Annotated in this window: 16 protein-coding genes; 2 read left to right on the plus strand and 14 right to left on the minus strand. The window is 45.0% G+C overall.

Going from position 1 to position 19,077, the window contains the following annotated elements:
* Positions 1–57: 57 nt before the first annotated feature.
* From ACGHCT_RS15105 to ACGHCT_RS15125, 5 genes are all read right to left on the minus strand, one after another.
* Positions 58–732 (minus strand): UDP-N-acetylglucosamine pyrophosphorylase, encoded by a 675-nt coding sequence (locus ACGHCT_RS15105; protein WP_390436632.1) that lies wholly within the window; start codon positions 730–732, stop codon positions 58–60.
* Positions 713–2,773, minus strand: a complete 2,061-nt coding sequence (locus ACGHCT_RS15110; RefSeq protein ID WP_072853036.1) for a DNA topoisomerase — start codon at positions 2,771–2,773, stop codon at positions 713–715. The genes ACGHCT_RS15105 and ACGHCT_RS15110 overlap by 20 nt, the downstream gene beginning before the upstream one ends.
* Before the next feature lie 148 nt (positions 2,774–2,921).
* A complete protein-coding gene (gene asd, locus ACGHCT_RS15115) occupies positions 2,922–4,007 on the minus strand; it encodes an aspartate-semialdehyde dehydrogenase (protein ID WP_072853038.1) in 1,086 nt (361 codons plus the stop codon).
* Positions 4,008–4,142: 135 nt separating this feature from the next.
* A complete protein-coding gene (gene argH / locus ACGHCT_RS15120) occupies positions 4,143–5,522 on the minus strand; it encodes an argininosuccinate lyase (RefSeq protein WP_072853041.1) in 1,380 nt (459 codons plus the stop codon).
* A 69-nt stretch (positions 5,523–5,591) separates the two neighbouring features.
* On the minus strand, positions 5,592–6,257 hold the full coding sequence (locus ACGHCT_RS15125; RefSeq protein ID WP_390436634.1) for an epoxyqueuosine reductase QueH: 666 nt from the start codon (positions 6,255–6,257) through the stop codon (positions 5,592–5,594).
* An 88-nt stretch (positions 6,258–6,345) separates the two neighbouring features.
* On the opposite strand from ACGHCT_RS15125, the gene ACGHCT_RS15130 reads away from it, so the two are divergent.
* Both ACGHCT_RS15130 and ACGHCT_RS15135 read left to right on the plus strand, forming a co-directional pair.
* Positions 6,346–7,122, plus strand: a complete 777-nt coding sequence (locus ACGHCT_RS15130; RefSeq protein WP_072853045.1) for an ABC transporter ATP-binding protein — start codon at positions 6,346–6,348, stop codon at positions 7,120–7,122.
* A gap of 13 nt (positions 7,123–7,135) precedes the next feature.
* On the plus strand, positions 7,136–7,924 hold the full coding sequence (locus ACGHCT_RS15135; protein ID WP_390440193.1) for an ABC transporter permease: 789 nt from the start codon (positions 7,136–7,138) through the stop codon (positions 7,922–7,924).
* 85 nt (positions 7,925–8,009) lie between these two features.
* On the opposite strand, the gene ACGHCT_RS15140 is transcribed toward ACGHCT_RS15135, so the two are convergent.
* The 9 genes from ACGHCT_RS15140 to ACGHCT_RS15180 form a co-directional block, all read right to left on the minus strand.
* Positions 8,010–9,260, minus strand: coding sequence for an MFS transporter (locus ACGHCT_RS15140; RefSeq protein ID WP_072853048.1), 1,251 nt, complete (start codon positions 9,258–9,260; stop codon positions 8,010–8,012).
* 82 nt (positions 9,261–9,342) lie between these two features.
* Positions 9,343–10,281 (minus strand): glycyl-radical enzyme activating protein, encoded by a 939-nt coding sequence (locus tag ACGHCT_RS15145; protein ID WP_390436636.1) that lies wholly within the window; start codon positions 10,279–10,281, stop codon positions 9,343–9,345.
* A 35-nt stretch (positions 10,282–10,316) separates the two neighbouring features.
* Positions 10,317–12,698 carry a glycyl radical protein gene (locus ACGHCT_RS15150; protein WP_390436638.1) on the minus strand — a complete coding sequence of 794 codons (2,382 nt, stop codon included), beginning with the start codon at positions 12,696–12,698 and terminating at the stop codon, positions 10,317–10,319.
* A 361-nt stretch (positions 12,699–13,059) separates the two neighbouring features.
* A complete protein-coding gene (locus ACGHCT_RS15155; protein ID WP_072853052.1) occupies positions 13,060–13,629 on the minus strand; it encodes a helix-turn-helix domain-containing protein in 570 nt (189 codons plus the stop codon).
* A 247-nt stretch (positions 13,630–13,876) separates the two neighbouring features.
* A complete protein-coding gene (locus ACGHCT_RS15160) occupies positions 13,877–15,286 on the minus strand; it encodes a trimethylamine methyltransferase family protein (protein ID WP_072853054.1) in 1,410 nt (469 codons plus the stop codon).
* A gap of 32 nt (positions 15,287–15,318) precedes the next feature.
* Positions 15,319–16,125: a pyrroline-5-carboxylate reductase family protein gene (locus ACGHCT_RS15165; protein ID WP_390436639.1), complete on the minus strand. Its 807-nt coding sequence runs from the start codon at positions 16,123–16,125 to the stop codon at positions 15,319–15,321.
* A gap of 248 nt (positions 16,126–16,373) precedes the next feature.
* Complete coding sequence (locus ACGHCT_RS15170; RefSeq protein WP_390436641.1) at positions 16,374–17,150, minus strand: epoxyqueuosine reductase; 777 nt, start codon at positions 17,148–17,150, stop codon at positions 16,374–16,376.
* Positions 17,151–17,385: 235 nt separating this feature from the next.
* Entirely contained in the window at positions 17,386–18,210 is an 825-nt protein-coding gene (locus ACGHCT_RS15175; RefSeq protein ID WP_390436643.1) for a protein-ADP-ribose hydrolase, read from the minus strand.
* A complete protein-coding gene (locus ACGHCT_RS15180; protein ID WP_390440195.1) occupies positions 18,197–19,057 on the minus strand; it encodes an NAD-dependent deacetylase in 861 nt (286 codons plus the stop codon). The genes ACGHCT_RS15175 and ACGHCT_RS15180 overlap by 14 nt, the downstream gene beginning before the upstream one ends.
* Positions 19,058–19,077: the final 20 nt, after the last annotated feature.

The following is a 19,077-nucleotide window of genomic DNA, read 5'->3' on the forward strand; positions in this document are numbered from 1 at the left end:
TTAGTCTAGCAAAAATGTGCCCAATTGTCAACCAGTCTTGCCGGATTTCTCAATTCTCTAATCATCTGCCTTTTCTGCAATCTCAGTTTTATTTTTGTAAATACTGTTGGAGGGAACCACACCTCTTACTGATGACAGAGGATAGATATTGGTATGTGAACCCACAACGGTTCCAGGATTCAGCACAGATCCGCAGCCCACTTCCACTTCATCTCCGAGCATAGCTCCGAATTTTTTTAAGCCAGTTTCAATCTTTCTGTTTGCTGCCTTTACAATCACAAGCTTTTTGTCTGATTTCACATTTGAAGTGATGGATCCAGCCCCCATATGAGACTTAAAGCCCAGGATCGAATCCCCTACATAATTATAATGGGGAACCTGTACTTTATTAAATAAGATAACATTCTTAAGCTCTGTAGAGTTTCCAACCACAGCCCCCTCACCTACCAGAGCATTTCCTCTGATAAATGCGCAGTGACGGACCTCTGCATCCTTTCCGATGATGGCCGGGCCGTTGATATATGCTGTGGGAGCTACTTTAGCACTCCTTGCAATCCAAATATTTTCTCCTTTTTTCTCGTACTCCTTCTCATCCAAAGAATTGCCCAGCGACACTATAAATTCGCTGATATGGGGAAGCACCTCCCAGGGGTAAGTATACTTCTCCAGCAGATCCTTTGCCAATGTCTGGTTCAAATCCTGGTATAACTCTTTAATTGTTAACTGCTCCATTTGTTTTCCCTTCTTTCTTTTTATTTGCCGATGACCGGCCGGGTGATGTCTTGTAATTCTGTGCCGCCTTATCAAAATACTGGCGGAGTACATACTGGTTGTTCAGCTTCAGAACCCCGTAAGTTCTGCTTTTGATGAAGTTCTCCAGCTTCACCATGTATTCTTCCGAGGTAATATCCCCTTCTGCCACATAGGTCAGCCCCTTTTCCCAGCTTGCGGTTAAGTCCGGATTCAGCAGGGAACGGATGGACGCATTCACCACATCAAATATCATCTCTCCCAGAAGTGTGGGAGTAATTACCTGCGTCTTCTTATTCAGTCCAAGGTATTTTATGGTCACTAATTTCTTCAGTATCTCTGCTCTGGTAGCACTGGTTCCGATCCCGCTGCCCTTGATCTGAGCCCTCAGTTCCTCATCCTCTATGAGCTGACCTGCATTCTCCATGGCAAGAATCATAGAACCAGAGGTATAACGCTTGGGGGGCGAGGTTTCCCCCTCCTTAATCTCAAAGCCGTCCACCGGAATTACTCCCTGCTTCTTCAGACTCTGAAGCGCTTCTAAGAAGGCTGCATCGCAGGAAGTCTCCTCCCCTTTTTCACCTGAGTCTTCTTTTTTCCTGTCAAAGGAATTCCCCGTCACTTTCAGATATCCCTCTGCGATCAGGACCTTAAAGCTGGAAAACAGCCGCTCCTTTTCCACAAGCGTCACCAGGTTCACCTTCTGGTACACTGCGGGAGGATAAAAAATACTCAGGAAACGCCTTACGATGGTCTCATATACCTTTTGGGATTTTTCCGGAAGCCGGTTTATGGCGGCAAGCCCTTGTCCGGTAGGAATTATAGCATAGTGATCCGTTATCTGCTTATCATTTACGTACCTTGTCTTAGCTATATTTTTGTAACTTCCTTTTTCAAGTATCTCAGCAGCAAAAGACTGCCCATGTATATAATTACGCAGGCCTCCAATATTTTTATGAATTTCTTTTGCCACAGCTGAGGAGAGCACTCTGGCATCTGTTCTGGGATACGTAACCAGCTTTTTTTCATACAGTTCCTGCACCACCTGAAGGGTTTCATCCGGACTGATTTTAAAAAGTCTGGCGCATTCATTCTGAAGCTCAGCCAGATTAAACAGCAGAGGCGGATTTTTATTTTCCTTCTTTTTTTCAATCTTTTCTATGACTGCCTGCAGGGGCGGATGAGCGGAAAGTATATCAGCAAGCTCCCGGGCATGTTTCTTTTCCTTAAATCCGTTTTCCTTATATAAAAGGGGGGACTGAAAATACCGGCTTCCCTCTGCCGCCCTCCATTCCCCGTCAAAGGGCTTGCCGTTAAGGTTCAGTTTTCCCAGGACCCGGTAAAAAGGGGTTTTTACAAAGTCCCGGATCTCCCTCTCTCTGCGGACCACCATCCCCAGTACGCAGGTCATCACCCGTCCCACGGAGATTGCCGTATATTTCGTATGAAGATAACCAGATACCACATTTCCGTACTTCAGGGAGAGAAGCCTGGAGAAATTGATCCCCATCAGGTAATCCTCCTTGGCTCTGAGGTAGGCAGAAGCAGATAGATTGTCGTATTCAGACAAATCCCTGGCCTCACGGATTCCCCTTACTATTTCATCCTCTGTCTGAGAGTCAATCCAGACTCTTTTGCGTTCCTTTCCCTTCACCCCGGACATCATTTCCACCAGACGGTAGATATACTCACCCTCACGCCCGGAGTCTGTGCATACATAGATGGTGGCTACGTCCTCCCGCTTTAATAGTCCGCTGACTATATCAAATTGTTTCCTTACGGAAGGGATGATTTCATATTTGAATTCCTCCGGCAAAAAAGGCAGGGTCTCTAAACTCCACCTTTTCAGCTTCGCGTCATATTTTTCCGGGTAACTCATGGTGATCAGGTGCCCTACGCACCAGGTCACAACAGCGTGTTCCGATTCCAGATACCCGTCGCCCCTTCTAAAATTCTCCTTCAGTGCCTTGGCGAATTCCTGGGCTACACTGGGTTTCTCTGCTATATAGAGTGATTTTGACATTCTGCAATTATTCCTTTGGCATATTTTCATCAGCAATTTTTGATCCAGCTTATTATACCATCCTAAGATGAATAACACAAGAAGACAAAACCGGCAGGGAAACACGCTGCTGACGCGCGCTTCGCCTGCCGGCTGCTGCTTACTGTTTTTATTTTGCTGTGATATATCCTTTTGCTTTCAGAGTTTCCGCACACAGAACAGCTCCTCCTGCGGCCCCTCTGACTGTATTATGGGATAATCCCACAAATTTAAAATCGTATACCGTGTCTTCTCTCAGACGTCCAACAGATACACCCATTCCTTTTTCATAGTCAACATCTGCCTTCACCTGGGGACGATTATCCTCTTCCAGATACTGAATAAACTGTTTTGGAGCGCTTGGCAGATCCAATTCCTGAGGTACACCTTTAAAATTCACCAGACGATCGATCAGCTCTTCCTTTGAAGGTTTTTTATTAAACTTAACAAAGACAGCAGCTGTATGGCCATTTAACACTGGCACACGGATGCACTGGCAGGTAATTACCGGAAGAGCGGCCTTCTTAATTACTCCATCCTCTACCTTGCCCCAAAGCCGCAGAGGCTCCTGCTCACTCTTTTCTTCTTCTCCCCCAATATAAGGGATAATGTTCTCTACCATCTCCGGCCAGTCTTTAAAGGTTTTTCCGGCACCGGAGATTGCCTGATAAGTAGTGGCGACTACTTCAACCGGTTCAAATTCCTTCCAGGCAGTAAGAACCGGCGCATAGCTCTGAATGGAGCAGTTTGGCTTTACAGCCACAAACCCCTTCTGGGTTCCCAGACGCTTCTTCTGAAATTCGATCACTTCAAAGTGTTCCGGATTGATCTCAGGCACTACCATTGGCACATCAGGGGTCCATCTGTGAGCGCTGTTGTTGGATACTACCGGTGTCTCCGTCTTTGCGTATGCCTCCTCGATAGCCTTAATCTCATCTTTTGACATATCCACTGCGGAGAAAACAAAATCAACGCTGGCTGCCACTTTCTCTACCTCATTCACATTCATAACCACCAGCTTCTTAACCGCTTCCGGCATAGGGGTATCCATTTTCCAGCGTCCCCCCACTGCTTCTTCATAGGTTTTGCCCGCGCTTCTTGCGCTGGCCGCTACTGTTACTACTTCAAACCAGGGATGTTCCTCCAACAGGGAGATGAATCTCTGTCCCACCATACCTGTCGCTCCTAAGATACCAACTCTCAACTTATCGCTCATAATACTTCTCTCCTCGATATTATTTCTATGTATGGTACAAAAACACGGCTACATCGTCTGTTTGTTTTTGCACCGCGTACATTTGTCTTTCCTAAACAATACTATACTATATGCAGGGAAAAATCAACACTTTTTTTAATTTTTTTCCAGATATTTTCTGTTGATCTCTATCACCTGTTTCATAGCCTCTTCCCCTGGCGCACCTATAGTCATTCTCTTTTCCACGCAGGTTTTCATGCTGATGGCATCATAAATATCTTCCTGGAAGGCTGGGCTAATCTTTCTGTATTCTTCCAGGGACATATCGTCCAGAGAGATTCCCTTTTCAATGCAGTACAGAACCAGCTGCCCTACAATTCCATGGGCATCCCGGAATGCAACCCCGTGATTCACCAGATAATCTGCGGCATCTGTTGCATTGGTAAATCCATTCCGGGCGCTGGACTCCATATTCTCTTTCTTAAACTGCATGGCAGCGAGCATGCCGTTAAACAGAGCAAGGCAACCCTTTACCGTATCAATGGCATCAAAGGTCAGCTCCTTGTCCTCCTGCATATCCTTATTGTAAGCCAGAGGGATTCCTTTCATAGTTGTGAGAAGAGACATCAGGGCTCCATAGACTCTTCCGGTTTTCCCCCGCACCAGTTCAGCAATGTCCGGGTTCTTCTTTTGGGGCATAATACTGCTGCCTGTGCTGTAGGCATCATCGATTTCTACAAATTGGTATTCGTTGGAATTCCAGATAATTATTTCTTCAGAAAAACGGCTCAGATGCATCATAATTGTGGACATTGCAGACAAAAACTCGATCAGATAGTCTCTGTCCGACACAGAGTCCATACTGTTTAAGGTAGGTCCCGCAAAGTCCAGAAGCTCAGCCGTATACTCCCGATCCAGAGGGTAGGTAGTTCCGGCAAGCGCTCCGGAACCCAGAGGACAGTAATTCATTCTCTCCAGGATATCCTGAAGACGCCCTCTGTCTCTTTTAAACATCTCAAAATAAGCACCCATGTGATGTGCCAGGGTGATCGGCTGGGCTTTCTGCAGATGGGTAAATCCCGGCATAAAGGTATCTGTATTCTCCTCCATGATATGGAGAAGCGTCCAAAGAAGTTCCTTAACCAGTCCATCCATCTCTTTTACCTCATCTCTGGTATAGAGCTTCATATCCAGAGCCACCTGGTCATTCCTGCTTCTTCCTGTATGAAGCTTTTTTCCAGGTTCCCCGATGCGTCCGATAAGAGTTGCCTCCACAAAACTGTGAATATCTTCATATTCACTTGTGATCTCCAGGGTTTTGTTTTCCACATCCCTTAGAATCCCCTCCAGTCCGTCCAGAATCTGCGTCTTTTCTTCCTCTGTGAGAATTCCCTGCTTTGCAAGCATCTTAACATGTGCCATGCTTCCCGCAATATCCTGTCTGTAAAATTTCTGATCAAACCCAATGGATGCATTAAAATTATAAACTAACTGGTCCGTTTCCTTTGTGAAACGGCCGCCCCATAACTGTGCCATCTTTTTATCCTCATTTCTTTCTTCATTTTATCTTCGCTGTCCGCTTATAATCGTGTATTAGTGTATCATCTAGCCCAAGGCATTGCAAGAATTTTGTCGGCTTATCTGCTCTCTTTTGGCCGTCTCCCGCTCTTTTTTAGAGAATGCGCAGCCGCAGTAATCCTGCCGGTAGATTCCATATTCCCTGGAAAGTTCTGTGGAACGTTTATAGCCATTTTTCTTCTTGAAATCCGAGGAAAGATAAGCGGTCCCATATTTCTCTGCCAGCGCCTCTCCAATTTCGTTTAGCTTCCCGGCATTTTTCAGAGGGCTGATACTCAACGTAGTAGTAAAGAAATCATATCCCCCTTTTTTCGCCTCCCTGGCTGCTTCCTCCAAACGCAGGGCATAACAGCGGAAGCACCGCTCTCCTCCTTCCGGGATCTGTTCATATCCTTTTACTGCATCATAGAATTCCTGTTCCCTGTATTCGCTTCCCAGAAACTCTATGGGATGTGCCGCAGGCAGGAGGCGGATAAACTCTTCCTGCTCCTTTCTCCTTTTCAGAAACTCCTCCCTGGGATAAATGTTCGGATTATAATACAGGACTGTAATCTTAAAATAGCGGGACAAATACTCCAGTACATAGCTGCTGCAGGGTGCACAGCAGCTGTGCAGAAGCAGACGCGGTACAGAACGCTCTTTTTCCAGCCTTTCGATGATTTTTTCCATTTCCTTTTGATAATTTCTGTTCATGTGTGGTTTCACCTCTTTTTCATTATAGCATCAGCACTCTTTTCTTTCAATTTCATATGATACTATATACACATCATGGAGGACGCCTATGCAAACACCTTTGTTAGAATTAAAAGATATCAGTCTTTCTTATCACAGCGAAGATGGAGAGACTTTAGCACTATCCCATATATCTTTTCAGGTTCAGCCAGGTGAATTTGTCGCCATAGTAGGCCCCAGCGGCTGCGGCAAATCCACGCTCCTGAACCTGATCTCAGGCCTTCTCACCCCTGAAGAGGGAGAGATCCTGATGAATGGAAAGAAATTAAGTGAGAATCAGATGAATATCGGCTATATGCTGCAGAAAGATCACCTGTTTGAGTGGAGAACCATATACAGCAACGTACTGTTAGGATTAGAGATTCAGAAGAAAGATACCCCTCAAAAGAGAGAGCAGATTGATTCCCTTTTGCAGACATACGGACTTGACACCTTTAAAAACTCCAAGCCTTCGCAGCTGTCAGGTGGAATGCGTCAGAGAGCAGCCCTTATCCGCACTCTGGCATTGGAACCTGACCTTCTTTTATTGGATGAACCTTTTTCTGCTTTGGATTATCAGACACGCCTTAATGTAAGCGACGATATTGGCAAGATTATAAAACATGAATCTAAGACCGCCGTATTAGTAACCCACGACATCTCGGAAGCCATCAGCATGGCCGACCGCGTTATCGTTCTGACCAAACGCCCCGCAACTGTTCAGAAGACGGTTCCTATAGAATTGGAAATTGACCAGGAAGAAAGAACCCCCATGGGTTCCAGAAATGCCCCTAATTTCAAAACGTATTTTAATCTTATCTGGCGGGAGCTGAATCACGGTGAGTAAAGAAGTGGTTAAAATGTCTACGGGGCAGAGACAATACCTGAAAAACCTGAAGCGCTCCCGTCAGCTGGTGCAGCTGGCACGGGCAGCAATCTTTGTTATCTTTGTAGCACTGTGGGAAATCAGCACGCGTCTTACATGGATAGACTCCTTTGTATTCAGCAGTCCCAGCAGGGTTATAAAAACCATGATTTCCATGGCACAGAACCACTCCCTGTTTATTCACATGGGAGTTACTCTGTGGGAGACACTGGCCAGTTTTTTCTTCGTCACAGTCTTCGGTGTGGGCATCGCCGTACTTCTGTGGTCCTCCCCCAAGGTATCGGCCATCCTTGAACCATATCTGGTAGTTTTAAACAGCCTCCCAAAATCTGCGCTGGCTCCTCTTCTTATCGTATGGCTTGGGGCAAACACTACCACAATCATTGTTGCGGGCATGTCCGTGGCAATTTTCGGAGCTATCATAAACCTCTACATCGGCTTCAAGGAGGTAGATCCGGATAAGATAAAACTTATCTATACTCTGGGAGGAAAGAAAAAAGATACTCTGCTGAAGGTTGTACTTCCGGCTTCCGTACCTGTAATTCTCGGGGTTATGAAAGTTAATATCGGCCTTTGCCTGGTAGGTGTGGTAATCGGTGAATTTATCGGCTCTAAAGAGGGGCTTGGTTATCTGATCATCTATGGCAGCCAGGTATTTAAGCTGGACTGGGTTATCATGTCAATCGTACTGTTATGCATTATGGCAATGATTTTATACTCTCTCATTAATCTGGCTGAGAAAATGTATCTGAAAAGGCTGTAGGCAAGAGACCAATAAAATGAAGAGGAAGGCACAGCATCCTTCCTCTTCATTTTATTTGACTGGCAGCCCGTTTCCTGGAATGATATTATTCCTGTCCTTTTATTGACTTTGCCTGTTTTGTTAAGATTACTGATATTACCAGACCAGCAGCCGAGAACACAAACAAAAGAATAAAGATTTTATGGAAGCCTGCTGCCACATTGCCCGCCTTAGTTGCCTCATCCAGCCATACACCGGCAACTGTAGGAACAATAAAATCAGGTATAAAAGCAATAAATGAAACGACTCCTGTGGCAACCGCCGTCATCTTCATTGGGATGCCCGCCTGACCCATAGTACTCCAATAGGTGGATTTCATTATATTTGCAATAAATGCAAGGATCATTGTGATAACAATACATACGGGCACTACTTTGCTTGTAAGCATCATTGCTGCAGTAGCTGCTATCACTGCCGTAAATAATACAAAAAAGCCTTTTCCCTTGAAGGTAAACTTATCCAGCAGCCAGCCGCCGATAAATCCGGCCAGAAATACAATAATATAGCTTCTAATAATACCAAGTGTGGAAGCCGTGGACTCAGCAACTCCAAGAACGCGTACCGTATAGGTGGTCAGATATCCATTACCCAAAGTCCAGGATACGAATGCGCAGGCTACCAGACCAATAGTAATCCACACCCCCTTGCACTTGAGAGCATCCAGCATAGTATATGATGTTTCACTATCATTCACGATGTCCTCCCCGTTCAGTTCCCCCTTTGGAAGAAAGATAAAGGCCAGAATGAGAAAGAGTACACAGATAACCATCCCCGCAAGGAGAACAAAGCGGAAACCGGAAGCAGCAGACGCTGCCGCACCCATAATGCCCAGAAAGAGAAAGCCTCCCACAGCCTGAATAATTCCCCGGGTAGCCTCGCTGCTTCCAAAAAGAGTACTCTGGCTCTCTTCATCCCCAAGAGAACGTATCCCTGTCAGGTAGGCAGACCACAAAGTGGCAATACCAAAAAATCCGTACAAAATGTGTACGATCATTAAAACTACAAAATTAGTTGTCATAGAATACACAACCGTACAGGCAGCCAGACCGGCTAATGAAATAATGATCAGATTTCTGCAGGAAAACTTCTCAGCAAAGATGCCTCCAATAGGATAACAGAGAGTACTGGTCAGAGATACCGCCGTAGCCATCAGTCCCATCTGTGTATCTGTGAGATTTAGCGCAGCAGTCATCTGATCATAAAATGTAAACCGAAGATATGGAATCTGATAAGCGAGCGCAACGGTTGCACTCAATATAATAAAAATCATTAACTTTTTAAAACCCATTTTTCTCATAAGCTTCTCCGTTCCACCGTCCGATTGACGGTACAATTAGTAATAGGGCAGTCTGTCCCCTTTTGTAAACCATACCGGCTGACTAATTCAGAATTCTGCCGGATACTTTGACAGGAAAAGGAATATTGAAATTCTTCAGAAAAGCAACTTTTTCATAAGCCTCCTCAAAAGTCATGGGCTTCAAATCGCTCATTGTATATCCCCGCCCGAGATATTCATAGGTAGACTCTCCAAGGCGGTGGTACGGCAGGAATTCCAGTTCTTCACAGGAAGCAAGCGCTTTGCAGTATTCTGCTGTCTCTGATATATTCTCTGGATTATCATTTATATTCCATATCAGCGGAACACGGATATGAAGCGCACCCGGCCTGCTGAATTTGGATGCCTTCTTTATATTTTCTAAAATCAAATGATTATCCACACCTGTATACTGTTTATGTATTTTACCATCCATTATCTTAATATCAGCGTAAAACTCATCCAGGTATGGCAGCAGCATTGCAATCCGACTGTAATCCCCATACATATCCAGTTCGGCCATAGTATGAATTCCCGCATCTTTACATAAAGATAAAAGGTCCCTTGCAAATTCCGCCTGACAAAGCACATCTCCGCCACTTAAGGTGACACCACCACCGGAGTGATAGTAATATACTTCATCCCGCAAAATGATTTTCATCACCTGTTCCACAGTCATAACCTGGCCGTAAACACCAGCCGCATTTGACGGACAGACCTTTGCACAAATAAGACACTTCGTACACTTGTTATCATCTCTCTTGATTCGGTTTGCACTTTCGTCCAGAGACAAAGCCTTCTGCGGGCAGCTGCTCACGCATTTGCCGCAGCCTCGGCATTTAGCCTGCCGATAGTAAAGTTCCTGTTCCATTTTCTGAGATTCCGGAGTTGAACACCACCTGCATCTGAGGGGACATCCTTTAAAAAACACCACTGTCCGCAGACCTTTTCCATCATTCGGTGATAGTTTCTCGATTCTCAGAATTTGAGCTTCTCTGCTCATACAAATAACCCTTTCCTATTTATTCTCTACTATGTTTACACATTCACTCCGGCATGTGCCGTCCGCGAAATAATATCATCCTGTACCTCTTTTCCCAGTTCCACAAAGTAGGCAGTATAGCCGGCCACCCGGATTAATAATCCTTTATGTTTTTCAGGATTCTTTTGTGCATCTATGAGTATATCCCTATCAATCACATTAAACTGCACATGGAAAACTCCAAGCGAGCACATACTCTTCAGAAAAGCCATTAAGGACTGGGTAGAATTTTCACTCTGATTAAACGCAGGATCCAGCTTCAGATTCAGTAGAGTTCCCTGGCTGAACCTTCCATGGGGAATAAAAGAAACAGATTTCATTACGGCTCCCATCCCCTCTATGTCCGTTCCCGCATTCGGGCTGACCCCGTCGGCCAGGGGAACATATGCCTTTCTCCCTGACGGAAGAGCACCGACCTCCAGGCCAAAAGGCGTATTTCCTGATACCGGAAGAATCCCTGCCGTCATGTGGCCGTACTTACTGTCAAAGGATTCAATTAAGTCAGCAATAAAGCTAAACAATTCAGCGGTTAATTGATTTACATCCTCATCGTCATTTCCGTATTTCGGACATTCCAGGCACAATTTTTCTATCTCCTCAAAGCCAGTAAAATTATGCTCCAAAGCTTCCAAAAGTTTCTCCATACTTAGCATCCTTTTATCATAAACAAGATACTTCACTGCATAGACGCTGTTAATCAGGTCCGCTACCCCAATGGCATCCAGACCGTTGCCTACATTGTATTTCGGCCCGCCCCAGGCATAGTCTTTTGCTTTTGTAATACAATCCTCAAATGACAAAGACAGGGCAGGACATACTCGTTCCAGACAAATATCATCATTTACATGGTTTCCCGCAACCATTGCCCGTATGATGTAAGTAATCTGCTCTTTTACCGCTTTAAAAAAATCTTCAAACGACTTAAAATCACATGGATTCCCTGTTCTTGCCCCGGCGGGAATGCCGTACTTTCTGCTGCGGCCATCATTCAGAGCAAATTCTACAACAGAACCTAAATTGTAGTCCGCATATGACGTATAGCAATGCATCTTTCCTGCAAGATTGGTTTCCACACAGCCGCAAGGATTCCAATTATATGCCTCCTTCAAAGGAATTCCCTTGTTCATCAGCATCTGAATGCCAACCTCATCACAGTGAAATGCCGGAAATCCCGTACCCAGTTTTATCAATTCCGCCACCTTTTTCAAAAATGCATTGGGATTGCGTACCATATGATACCGCACAGACAAGGACGGCTGATAAAGCTGTACGTCCATGGTAGCCTGGAGAATCATATAAGAGAGTTCGTTGACAGCATCCATTCCATTTTCATCCACACCGCCTACACAGATATTCTGGAACATAGGATAGCCTGCAGAGTATTGGGCTGTCTTTTCATCCTGAAAGAGGCATGGCTCACTGAACTTGACCCACAGGCAGTCGAGCAGTTCCTGAGCCTCCTGAGGTGTAATTCTCCCTGCTTCCAGATCTGCTTTGTAAAAGGGATAGAGATATTGGTCCATTCTTCCCGGATTATAGCTTGCCGCATTCTGTTCCATGAAAATACAGGTGTGATATATATAGAAGGATTGGAGTGCCTCTCTGAATGTCTCCGCAGGTTTTTCAGGAACTCTGCTGCAGATCTCCGCGATAGACAGTAATTCTTCTTTTCTCGTCTTAACGGTCTCGTTTTCTGCCATCCTTGATGCTTCTGCCGAATAACGCCTTGCCAGCTGAATTACCCCGTCAGCACTGAGAGAAAGAGCACGGAGATATACCATCTTTTCATAATGGCCCGGTTTCGTGATATCCAAAGCTGCTCTCGTCTCTTCAATCCGTCTTTTTATCCCTTCTATCCCCTCTTTTATAATCATTTCGTATCCCGCAGTTGTCTCCCCCCAGCCGCGGACAGCTTTGCGGTTAATATACAGGACCCCGCAGTCACGAAGAATTCTGGTATCTTCTGGTATCTGACAGAGCCATTTTTCGTAGGTAGACCTTCCCTTCCAGTAAGGGCGGATCTCATCCACAAAATGCTCTCTATCCTCATCCCTCAGATAAAAAGGATCGTATTTCCTAGTGCTTATGGTGTCCAGCTCATCATCCAGTACAGACCAGCAGGTATCAGGGCACAGCAGGCCACCACGCTGCTTGCTTCCTGAATTGCCCACAATCAATTCATCATCCCATATTTTTACTGTCTTTTCCAGACACTGCTTTCGAAAGGCATATGCCTTTTGAACTACTAAGGGTTCCCCCTCTGACTCCCGGAACCCCCGGGTCAGAATCAGTGCATTTTCAAGATCCATTTCCGGACGAGTATTTAAGACCCTGTTTTTGAGCCTCATAATACGGTTCATGTTTACTTTGTCTTTCACAATAGTTACCTCCCATATGTATTCCTAAATGAAACGGTTTCCGGCCGAATACTTATTGTTATAATAACTATAACATTTTACATATGTTTTAACAAGAGGAAAATTATCATTTAAGAAATATTTCTTATATAATATACTTATTAATGACAAAAACTATGTCTATAGGGGTTTCATTCCGATATGCGCTAGTTTTCAGGTGATATTTAAACAAACTTTATTATAAAAAAATGATAATTTATCCCAGTTTCGACTATACAGCCTAAAAACACAAGATAAATTATCATTTAAGATAAACAAAATATTCCCAACTTATGAAATCATCCCGGCAACAGCAAAATTATTTTACCGGATATGTTGTCCTTTATTTGGAGATTTCGATCCAGTAGCTGATGCATTCTTCAGATGAACGGTTTGTTATCGTATGCTTTGTATTTGCGCGTATCATAATACAGTCTCCTTCTGAAAGTTCATAGTTCCCATCATCCATTTCCAGCCCCAGCTTCCCTTTGGCTACTATTCCGAATTCGTCGTAGCTATGGACATTATAAGACTGTTCCCGCATACCGCTCACCAGCGTCAGGACATTCACTTTAAAATGCGGACTATCCTCAAATACCGACTCAAAATCAAGAGCATTCACAATCCCGTAAATAGGAAGGCGCTCCTCTTTCCGTAAAATATAGCTCTTTTCTTTGTTAGTACTGCTTATTTTCTCTGTCTCTGTCTCATCAATCATTAATTCATTAGCTGTGATATCCAGAACAAAACACAATTTTTGTATATTTTTTACCGATGGATTTACAGCCCCCCGCTCAATTTTACTAATATATCCGGTAGATATCCCCGACCGTTCCGATAACTGCTGAAGCGTCAGCATCTTTTCTTTACGCAGGCTTTTTAACTTTTTACCCAATAATTTGAAATCTGTCATATTTATTTCCTCATTCTTAAGATAATTTCTAACAGTGCCGCCGTTCTATGGGCGGGTATACCACCTTAACCATATGATAAAGTATAACATAAGGCAGAGAGAATGATAAGTAATTTTCTCGATTTGTCCGGATTTTCTTCTCTTTATGTCAGCAGAATACGAGAAAAGAATCTCCCGGAGGTCTGTATGAACAATCCTCCGGGAGATTCTTACTCTAAATTATACCTAGCCAAAAAACATACTCCTGCTAATATATTTCCATAAACTTCTGCAGCTCTGCATCAATATCGTTAGGCAGAGTAGGTTCTCCGTAATTTTCCAATATTTCTTTCCATTTTTTATTGGCCCGCTCTTCAACAGAAAGACCGCCTCTGCTCTTCCACTGATCATACACCCACCGGTCACCGATTGTCGGCATGTAGAATTCATCCCGGAAGTTTTCCAGTGTATGATCATGTACAAGAAAAGTGCCTTTAGGTCCGATCTCTTCTATCACATCGTATGCAAGTGTTTCTTCGTTGACAGCCACCCCTTTATTGATTCGTTTCATATAGCCAATAATCTCATTATCAATTACCAACTTTTCCAAAGAGGTACAGTTATAGCCTTCTATAATTCCTACACCGTGGAGAATAAAATTTCCGCCTGCCATCTGACCCATCGTAAGAGTCACTGCCGATTCATAACCTGCCTGTGCATCCACCAATTTAGAATCAGAAAGTGCACCGCTGATTCTGCATGGAATCTGATAATATTTTGCCAGCTGTCCCACAACCAGGGAAACCAGGGCGTGCTCCGGGGAACCAATGGATAATACCCCGCTGGACATCTCCGCGTTCGATCCGGCACCCGAGTAGACAATAGGAGTCCCCGGGCTAATAAGCTGAGCCAGGACAATCCCCGCCAGAACCTCTGCATTCTGAACCGAAACCAAGCCGGCCAGAGTAGTTGGAGCTGTCATTCCTGCGATCGCAAGAGAATTAATCAATTGGGGCTGACGTGCCTCTGCATAAGCCATCAGAGCTCCCAACATGCTGTCATCATAGGCAAGGGGAGTCAGTGTGCAGGGAATAGAGGCCATAATTGGCTTTTCTTTTATTGCTTCCATACCGCCAAATGCAAGAGAGGCCATTTCAATACCCCTTTTCGCATTTTCATACCCCAGAGAGCTCCCCATAAAAGGCTTCTCACTGTACTTTAATGTATTATAAAGCATAACATCGGGACGCCTTGCCACCTCAACATCCCCCGGTTCGCAGGGAATCTGGCTCTGGATATCAACATTTTTCAGCCGATCGCAGATTTTAATAATTTCAATAAAATCTGCCAGCGTTCCCGGGCGTCTGCCTCTGTCCATATCTGTAACAAACGGAGGACAGTTTGGACCGGCATACACAGAATCTTCCGTGTTAAGTGTCACATTGTATTTCGGATTACGGGCATACATAGTGAAGGATGACGGAACATTTTTCAATTCCTTCTCAACCATCTTTTGCGGAAACCGTACTCGTTCGCCATCAAGTATAGCACCGCCCTTTTCCAGAATATCTCTCGCAGGCCTATACGTCATAACCACTCCGATATTTTCCATAATGCGAAGTGTATTTTCATGGATCTGTTCAATTTCATTTTGTGATAAAACCTGATATCTCTGCATAAGTTTTTCTCCCTTTTCATTTTATTTGATACTTACAGCTGCCCCAGCTCTCTGCAGCGGTCAACACAGGCCTTTATGCCCTCTTTCAGGCAGGTATCAAAGCCAAATTCATCCATTTTATCAAGAGCAGCGAGAGTCGTCCCCCCCGGAAGGCGCAGCTTATTTTCCAGCGTCTCTGCGTTCATTCCTGAATTCAGGAGCATCTCAGCACTGCCCTTCATCGTCTGAGCGAACAGCCGCAGCGCAGTCTTTTCATCAAAACCCATATGTACCGCCTCTTCTACTGCTACCCGGGCCATATGATAAAAATAAGCCGGAGCCGAACCATTTATGGGAACAACTTCACACATAAGAGACTCTGGTATCTCCTCAACGATACCGCAGCTTGACAGGAAACGATTTACCTCTTCAAAATCCCCATCCGATACCGCAGGTGCTCGAGAAACCGCAAAAGCTCCCATACCTGCCTGGGCTGTCAGGGTAGGCATGCACCTTACAACCTTACACTTATCTCCCAACCTCTCGCGATACCACTCCGTGCTCATACCCGCCACAACAGAAAGCAGCACGGTTTCAGAGGACAAAGCCTCCTTCACCTCTTGTATAATAGAACTAATCACCTGAGGCGTCACAGCAACCAAAACAATAGGAGCACCTTTTACCAATTCCCCAATAGACTCAAAAGCAGTATAGCCTCTCTCTTTGAATTCTTCCCGTACGACTGACGAAATATCAAAGATAGCCATCTCGTCCGTTCTGTAAACACCGCTTTTTTCCACACCTGAAAGAATCGCCTTTACGATATTCCCGGCCCCAATACATCTAACTGTTGTGCTCATTATATGAACCCATCCTTTCTCCTGCGCTTCATGCGCAATTAAATTTTCGAGTTGAGGACATTAGCCAATTCATTGTATCTGTCCCCCTTTATCTATAGTATATAGCAAGCTTTTTATCCCGTCAAGATAATTTATGATAATTTTCTTTTATAGGATAATTTCGAGATAATTTCACACAAAAACAAAAGCAAAGGCTCTAACTACTGTCTGTAGACTGCCTTTGCTTCTGATCAAGCTTATATTTTTTTTCATATACCGGGGGCCTTCACAGAACAGGGAACCCCGCACATACACTTTCCGCAGGCATCTCCCGCCCCAATGGCATATTGCGGCACGATCTTTCCGTATATCTGCTCATTGCATTTTTTCCTTTCATAACTTATATCCTTGCCCTCTCTTTCAAATGCAAGGTTCACACACCGCTCTACACACCTGCCGCAGCTTCCATTTCGTTTATAGAGACAGTACTCTCTGTCCGGTCTCTTCGTAGGAGTAAGGCTCAGGTCTGTGACGACACTGCCCAGCCTGCCGCAGCAGCCGTTTTTAGTGATAAGTACATGGTGGATCCCAAATGTGCCGATTCCAGCTATGTAGGCAGCGCTTTTATGAGACCAGTCACTGATAAGCTTCTCTTCATCATAATGATACGTGGGAGGAAGCAGAGATGCATGGTATCCCGCAGCTTCCATCTTTGTACAGAGAAACTGATTGAGATCCAGCAGAAGCTGATTGGTTTCTATGTTGGCGTAGTCCCACTCTCTGGAACTTTCCTCATCCGGGATATTGCTGTTGATAACTTCCGCTGAAAAAGGTATAAAGTAAGCTATAACTGACCTCGCACCCGGCAGTATATCCGAGGGAAGTGCATGATTGGGTCCGATAGTTTCCTTCAGCTTCCGAAACAAAGGATCCCCTGCGTCTGCGATGCCTGTTATGGGCGTTCTCCAACCGGTCATAGTAGAATTATTTTCTTGGTAAGTGCTTACAAATGCTGCAACCATATCTTTTATCTCTTCATATACCATAAAATCCCCTTTCTTTTCCTATGCCCCGCACTTTTCTTGTTGATATCATAGTATCATAAAGAAAAGACCCTCTCAACCCAGAGTGTGTTTGTCCCAAGATCATTCGTACAGAGCTTCTCCTGAATCCCTTATGAACCATGAATATATTTAGGAGATAAGAAGATGTGTCAGAGTAAAAAAGAAAAAATGATATTTGGCCCTATGCAATCCAATATAAATAGCAGCATTTGCATGGTCAGATCCGCTGCTCAATAACAGATTGATAGATCTCCAGATCGCAATCTTTGTATACATTAAAGATAACCTTTTCTATTTCCGCATGCTCTTCCAGATACGCCGCTGTTGTTTTCACAGCGATCTCTGCCGCTCTTTCATTGGGAAAATGAAATTCTCCTGTGGAAATACAGCAGAACGCAAGGCTTTTTATGTTGTGTGCAGAAGCACACTTCAAACATGACTGATAACAATTTCTCAGTTCCTGCTCCAGGGAGCGGCTGAGACTCCCGTGCACAACAGGACCCACCGTATGGATCACGTAGTTTGCAGGCAGGTTGTAAGCCAGCGTTATCTCTGCGCCGCCGGTGGGTTCCTCATAATCCGCCCCGTACAGCTTCCGTTTCTTCTCCATAAGTTCAAAGCACTCCTGTCTCAGCTGTACTCCTGCCGCGGAGTGAATGGCATTGTCAATGCATCTGTGGCAGGGCACAAAGCATCCCAGCATACCGGAGTTTGCCGCATTGACAACAGCATCTGCGGCGAGCCTGGTAATATCTCCCTGCCACACAGAAATCCTCTCTGCAAGCCTGCCAAAGACTCCATATTGTTCCTTCACGGATGGAATTTGTTCCGGGGTTACGATTCCCTTCTCCCTGGCTTCTTCCCGAAGGAAGTCGTCCTGAAGCTGCAGAAGCTTCTCCGGAAGGGGTCCGGGCATCCGGAGATTCATAAGGGCGCGCAGAGCGTTTCTCCTCTCCTCTTTCTCCACTTTCAAATTTTTGTAATCCAAAGAGTCCTCACAGAATCCTCTCAGCAATCTGTCCAATCTCTCATCCTGATCCATTACCTGCTCCTTTCTCAGGCTTTGTTCCGGTATACACCTGCATGTTCCAGGCCAAAGCACGCTCAAGAACCTCTCCGATGTCCCTGTCAATACACAGAGACCTGCCGCCTATATCTTTCGGGGCAAACGCCTCTCTGTTATTGACACAGATATAAAAAGCCCCGGGCTCCTGTTGAGTCATCTGCCAAAACGGATATTTTATAATCCCCGGCGTATTATACCCCGTACCCAGCTCCAGAAACAGAAGCCGCCGGTTCTGATGCCGCTGCAGAAACAATGCATATCTCTCCGCAGCGAGATGCCACCCCTGATCTTCAACAAAGGTCTGATCCGCACGGAGATTCATACTCATAGGCCTGCCGCACACCGGACAGCGCGGAATCAGTTCCGTGGGTACCAGCATATCTTTCTGCTGCTCAAACATCCGGCGGATGGTTTCTTCATTATCGTAGGTTTTTCTGTGGCAGGGCTTGCTGCACTGGAACAGTCCGTAATCCCCCTGTGTATAGAAAAGCCTCTGCCTCTCAAAACCGGCGGTTTGAAACTGGTGGTCAACATTTGTAGTGAGCACAAAGTACTCTTTATCTCTCAGCAATTCCAAAAGTTTCTGATAGACAGGCTTAGGAGCATCCATATAACGGTTAATCCAAACATACCGGCTCCAGTAGGCCCAGTATTCCTCCAGCGTATCGTAAGGGTAAAACCCTCCGGAGTACATATCATCGAAGTGGTATTTTTCTGCAAAGTCCCAAAAATATTGGCGGAAGCGCTCTCCCCTGTAGGAAAAGCCGGCAGAGGCAGAAAGACCAGCCCCTGCTCCTACAATGACAGCCTCTGCCTGCTTCATCTTTTCACACAGTTCTGCAA

Source organism: Lactonifactor longoviformis (genome assembly GCF_042848515.1).
Lineage (GTDB): Bacteria > Bacillota > Clostridia > Lachnospirales > Lachnospiraceae > Lactonifactor > Lactonifactor longoviformis.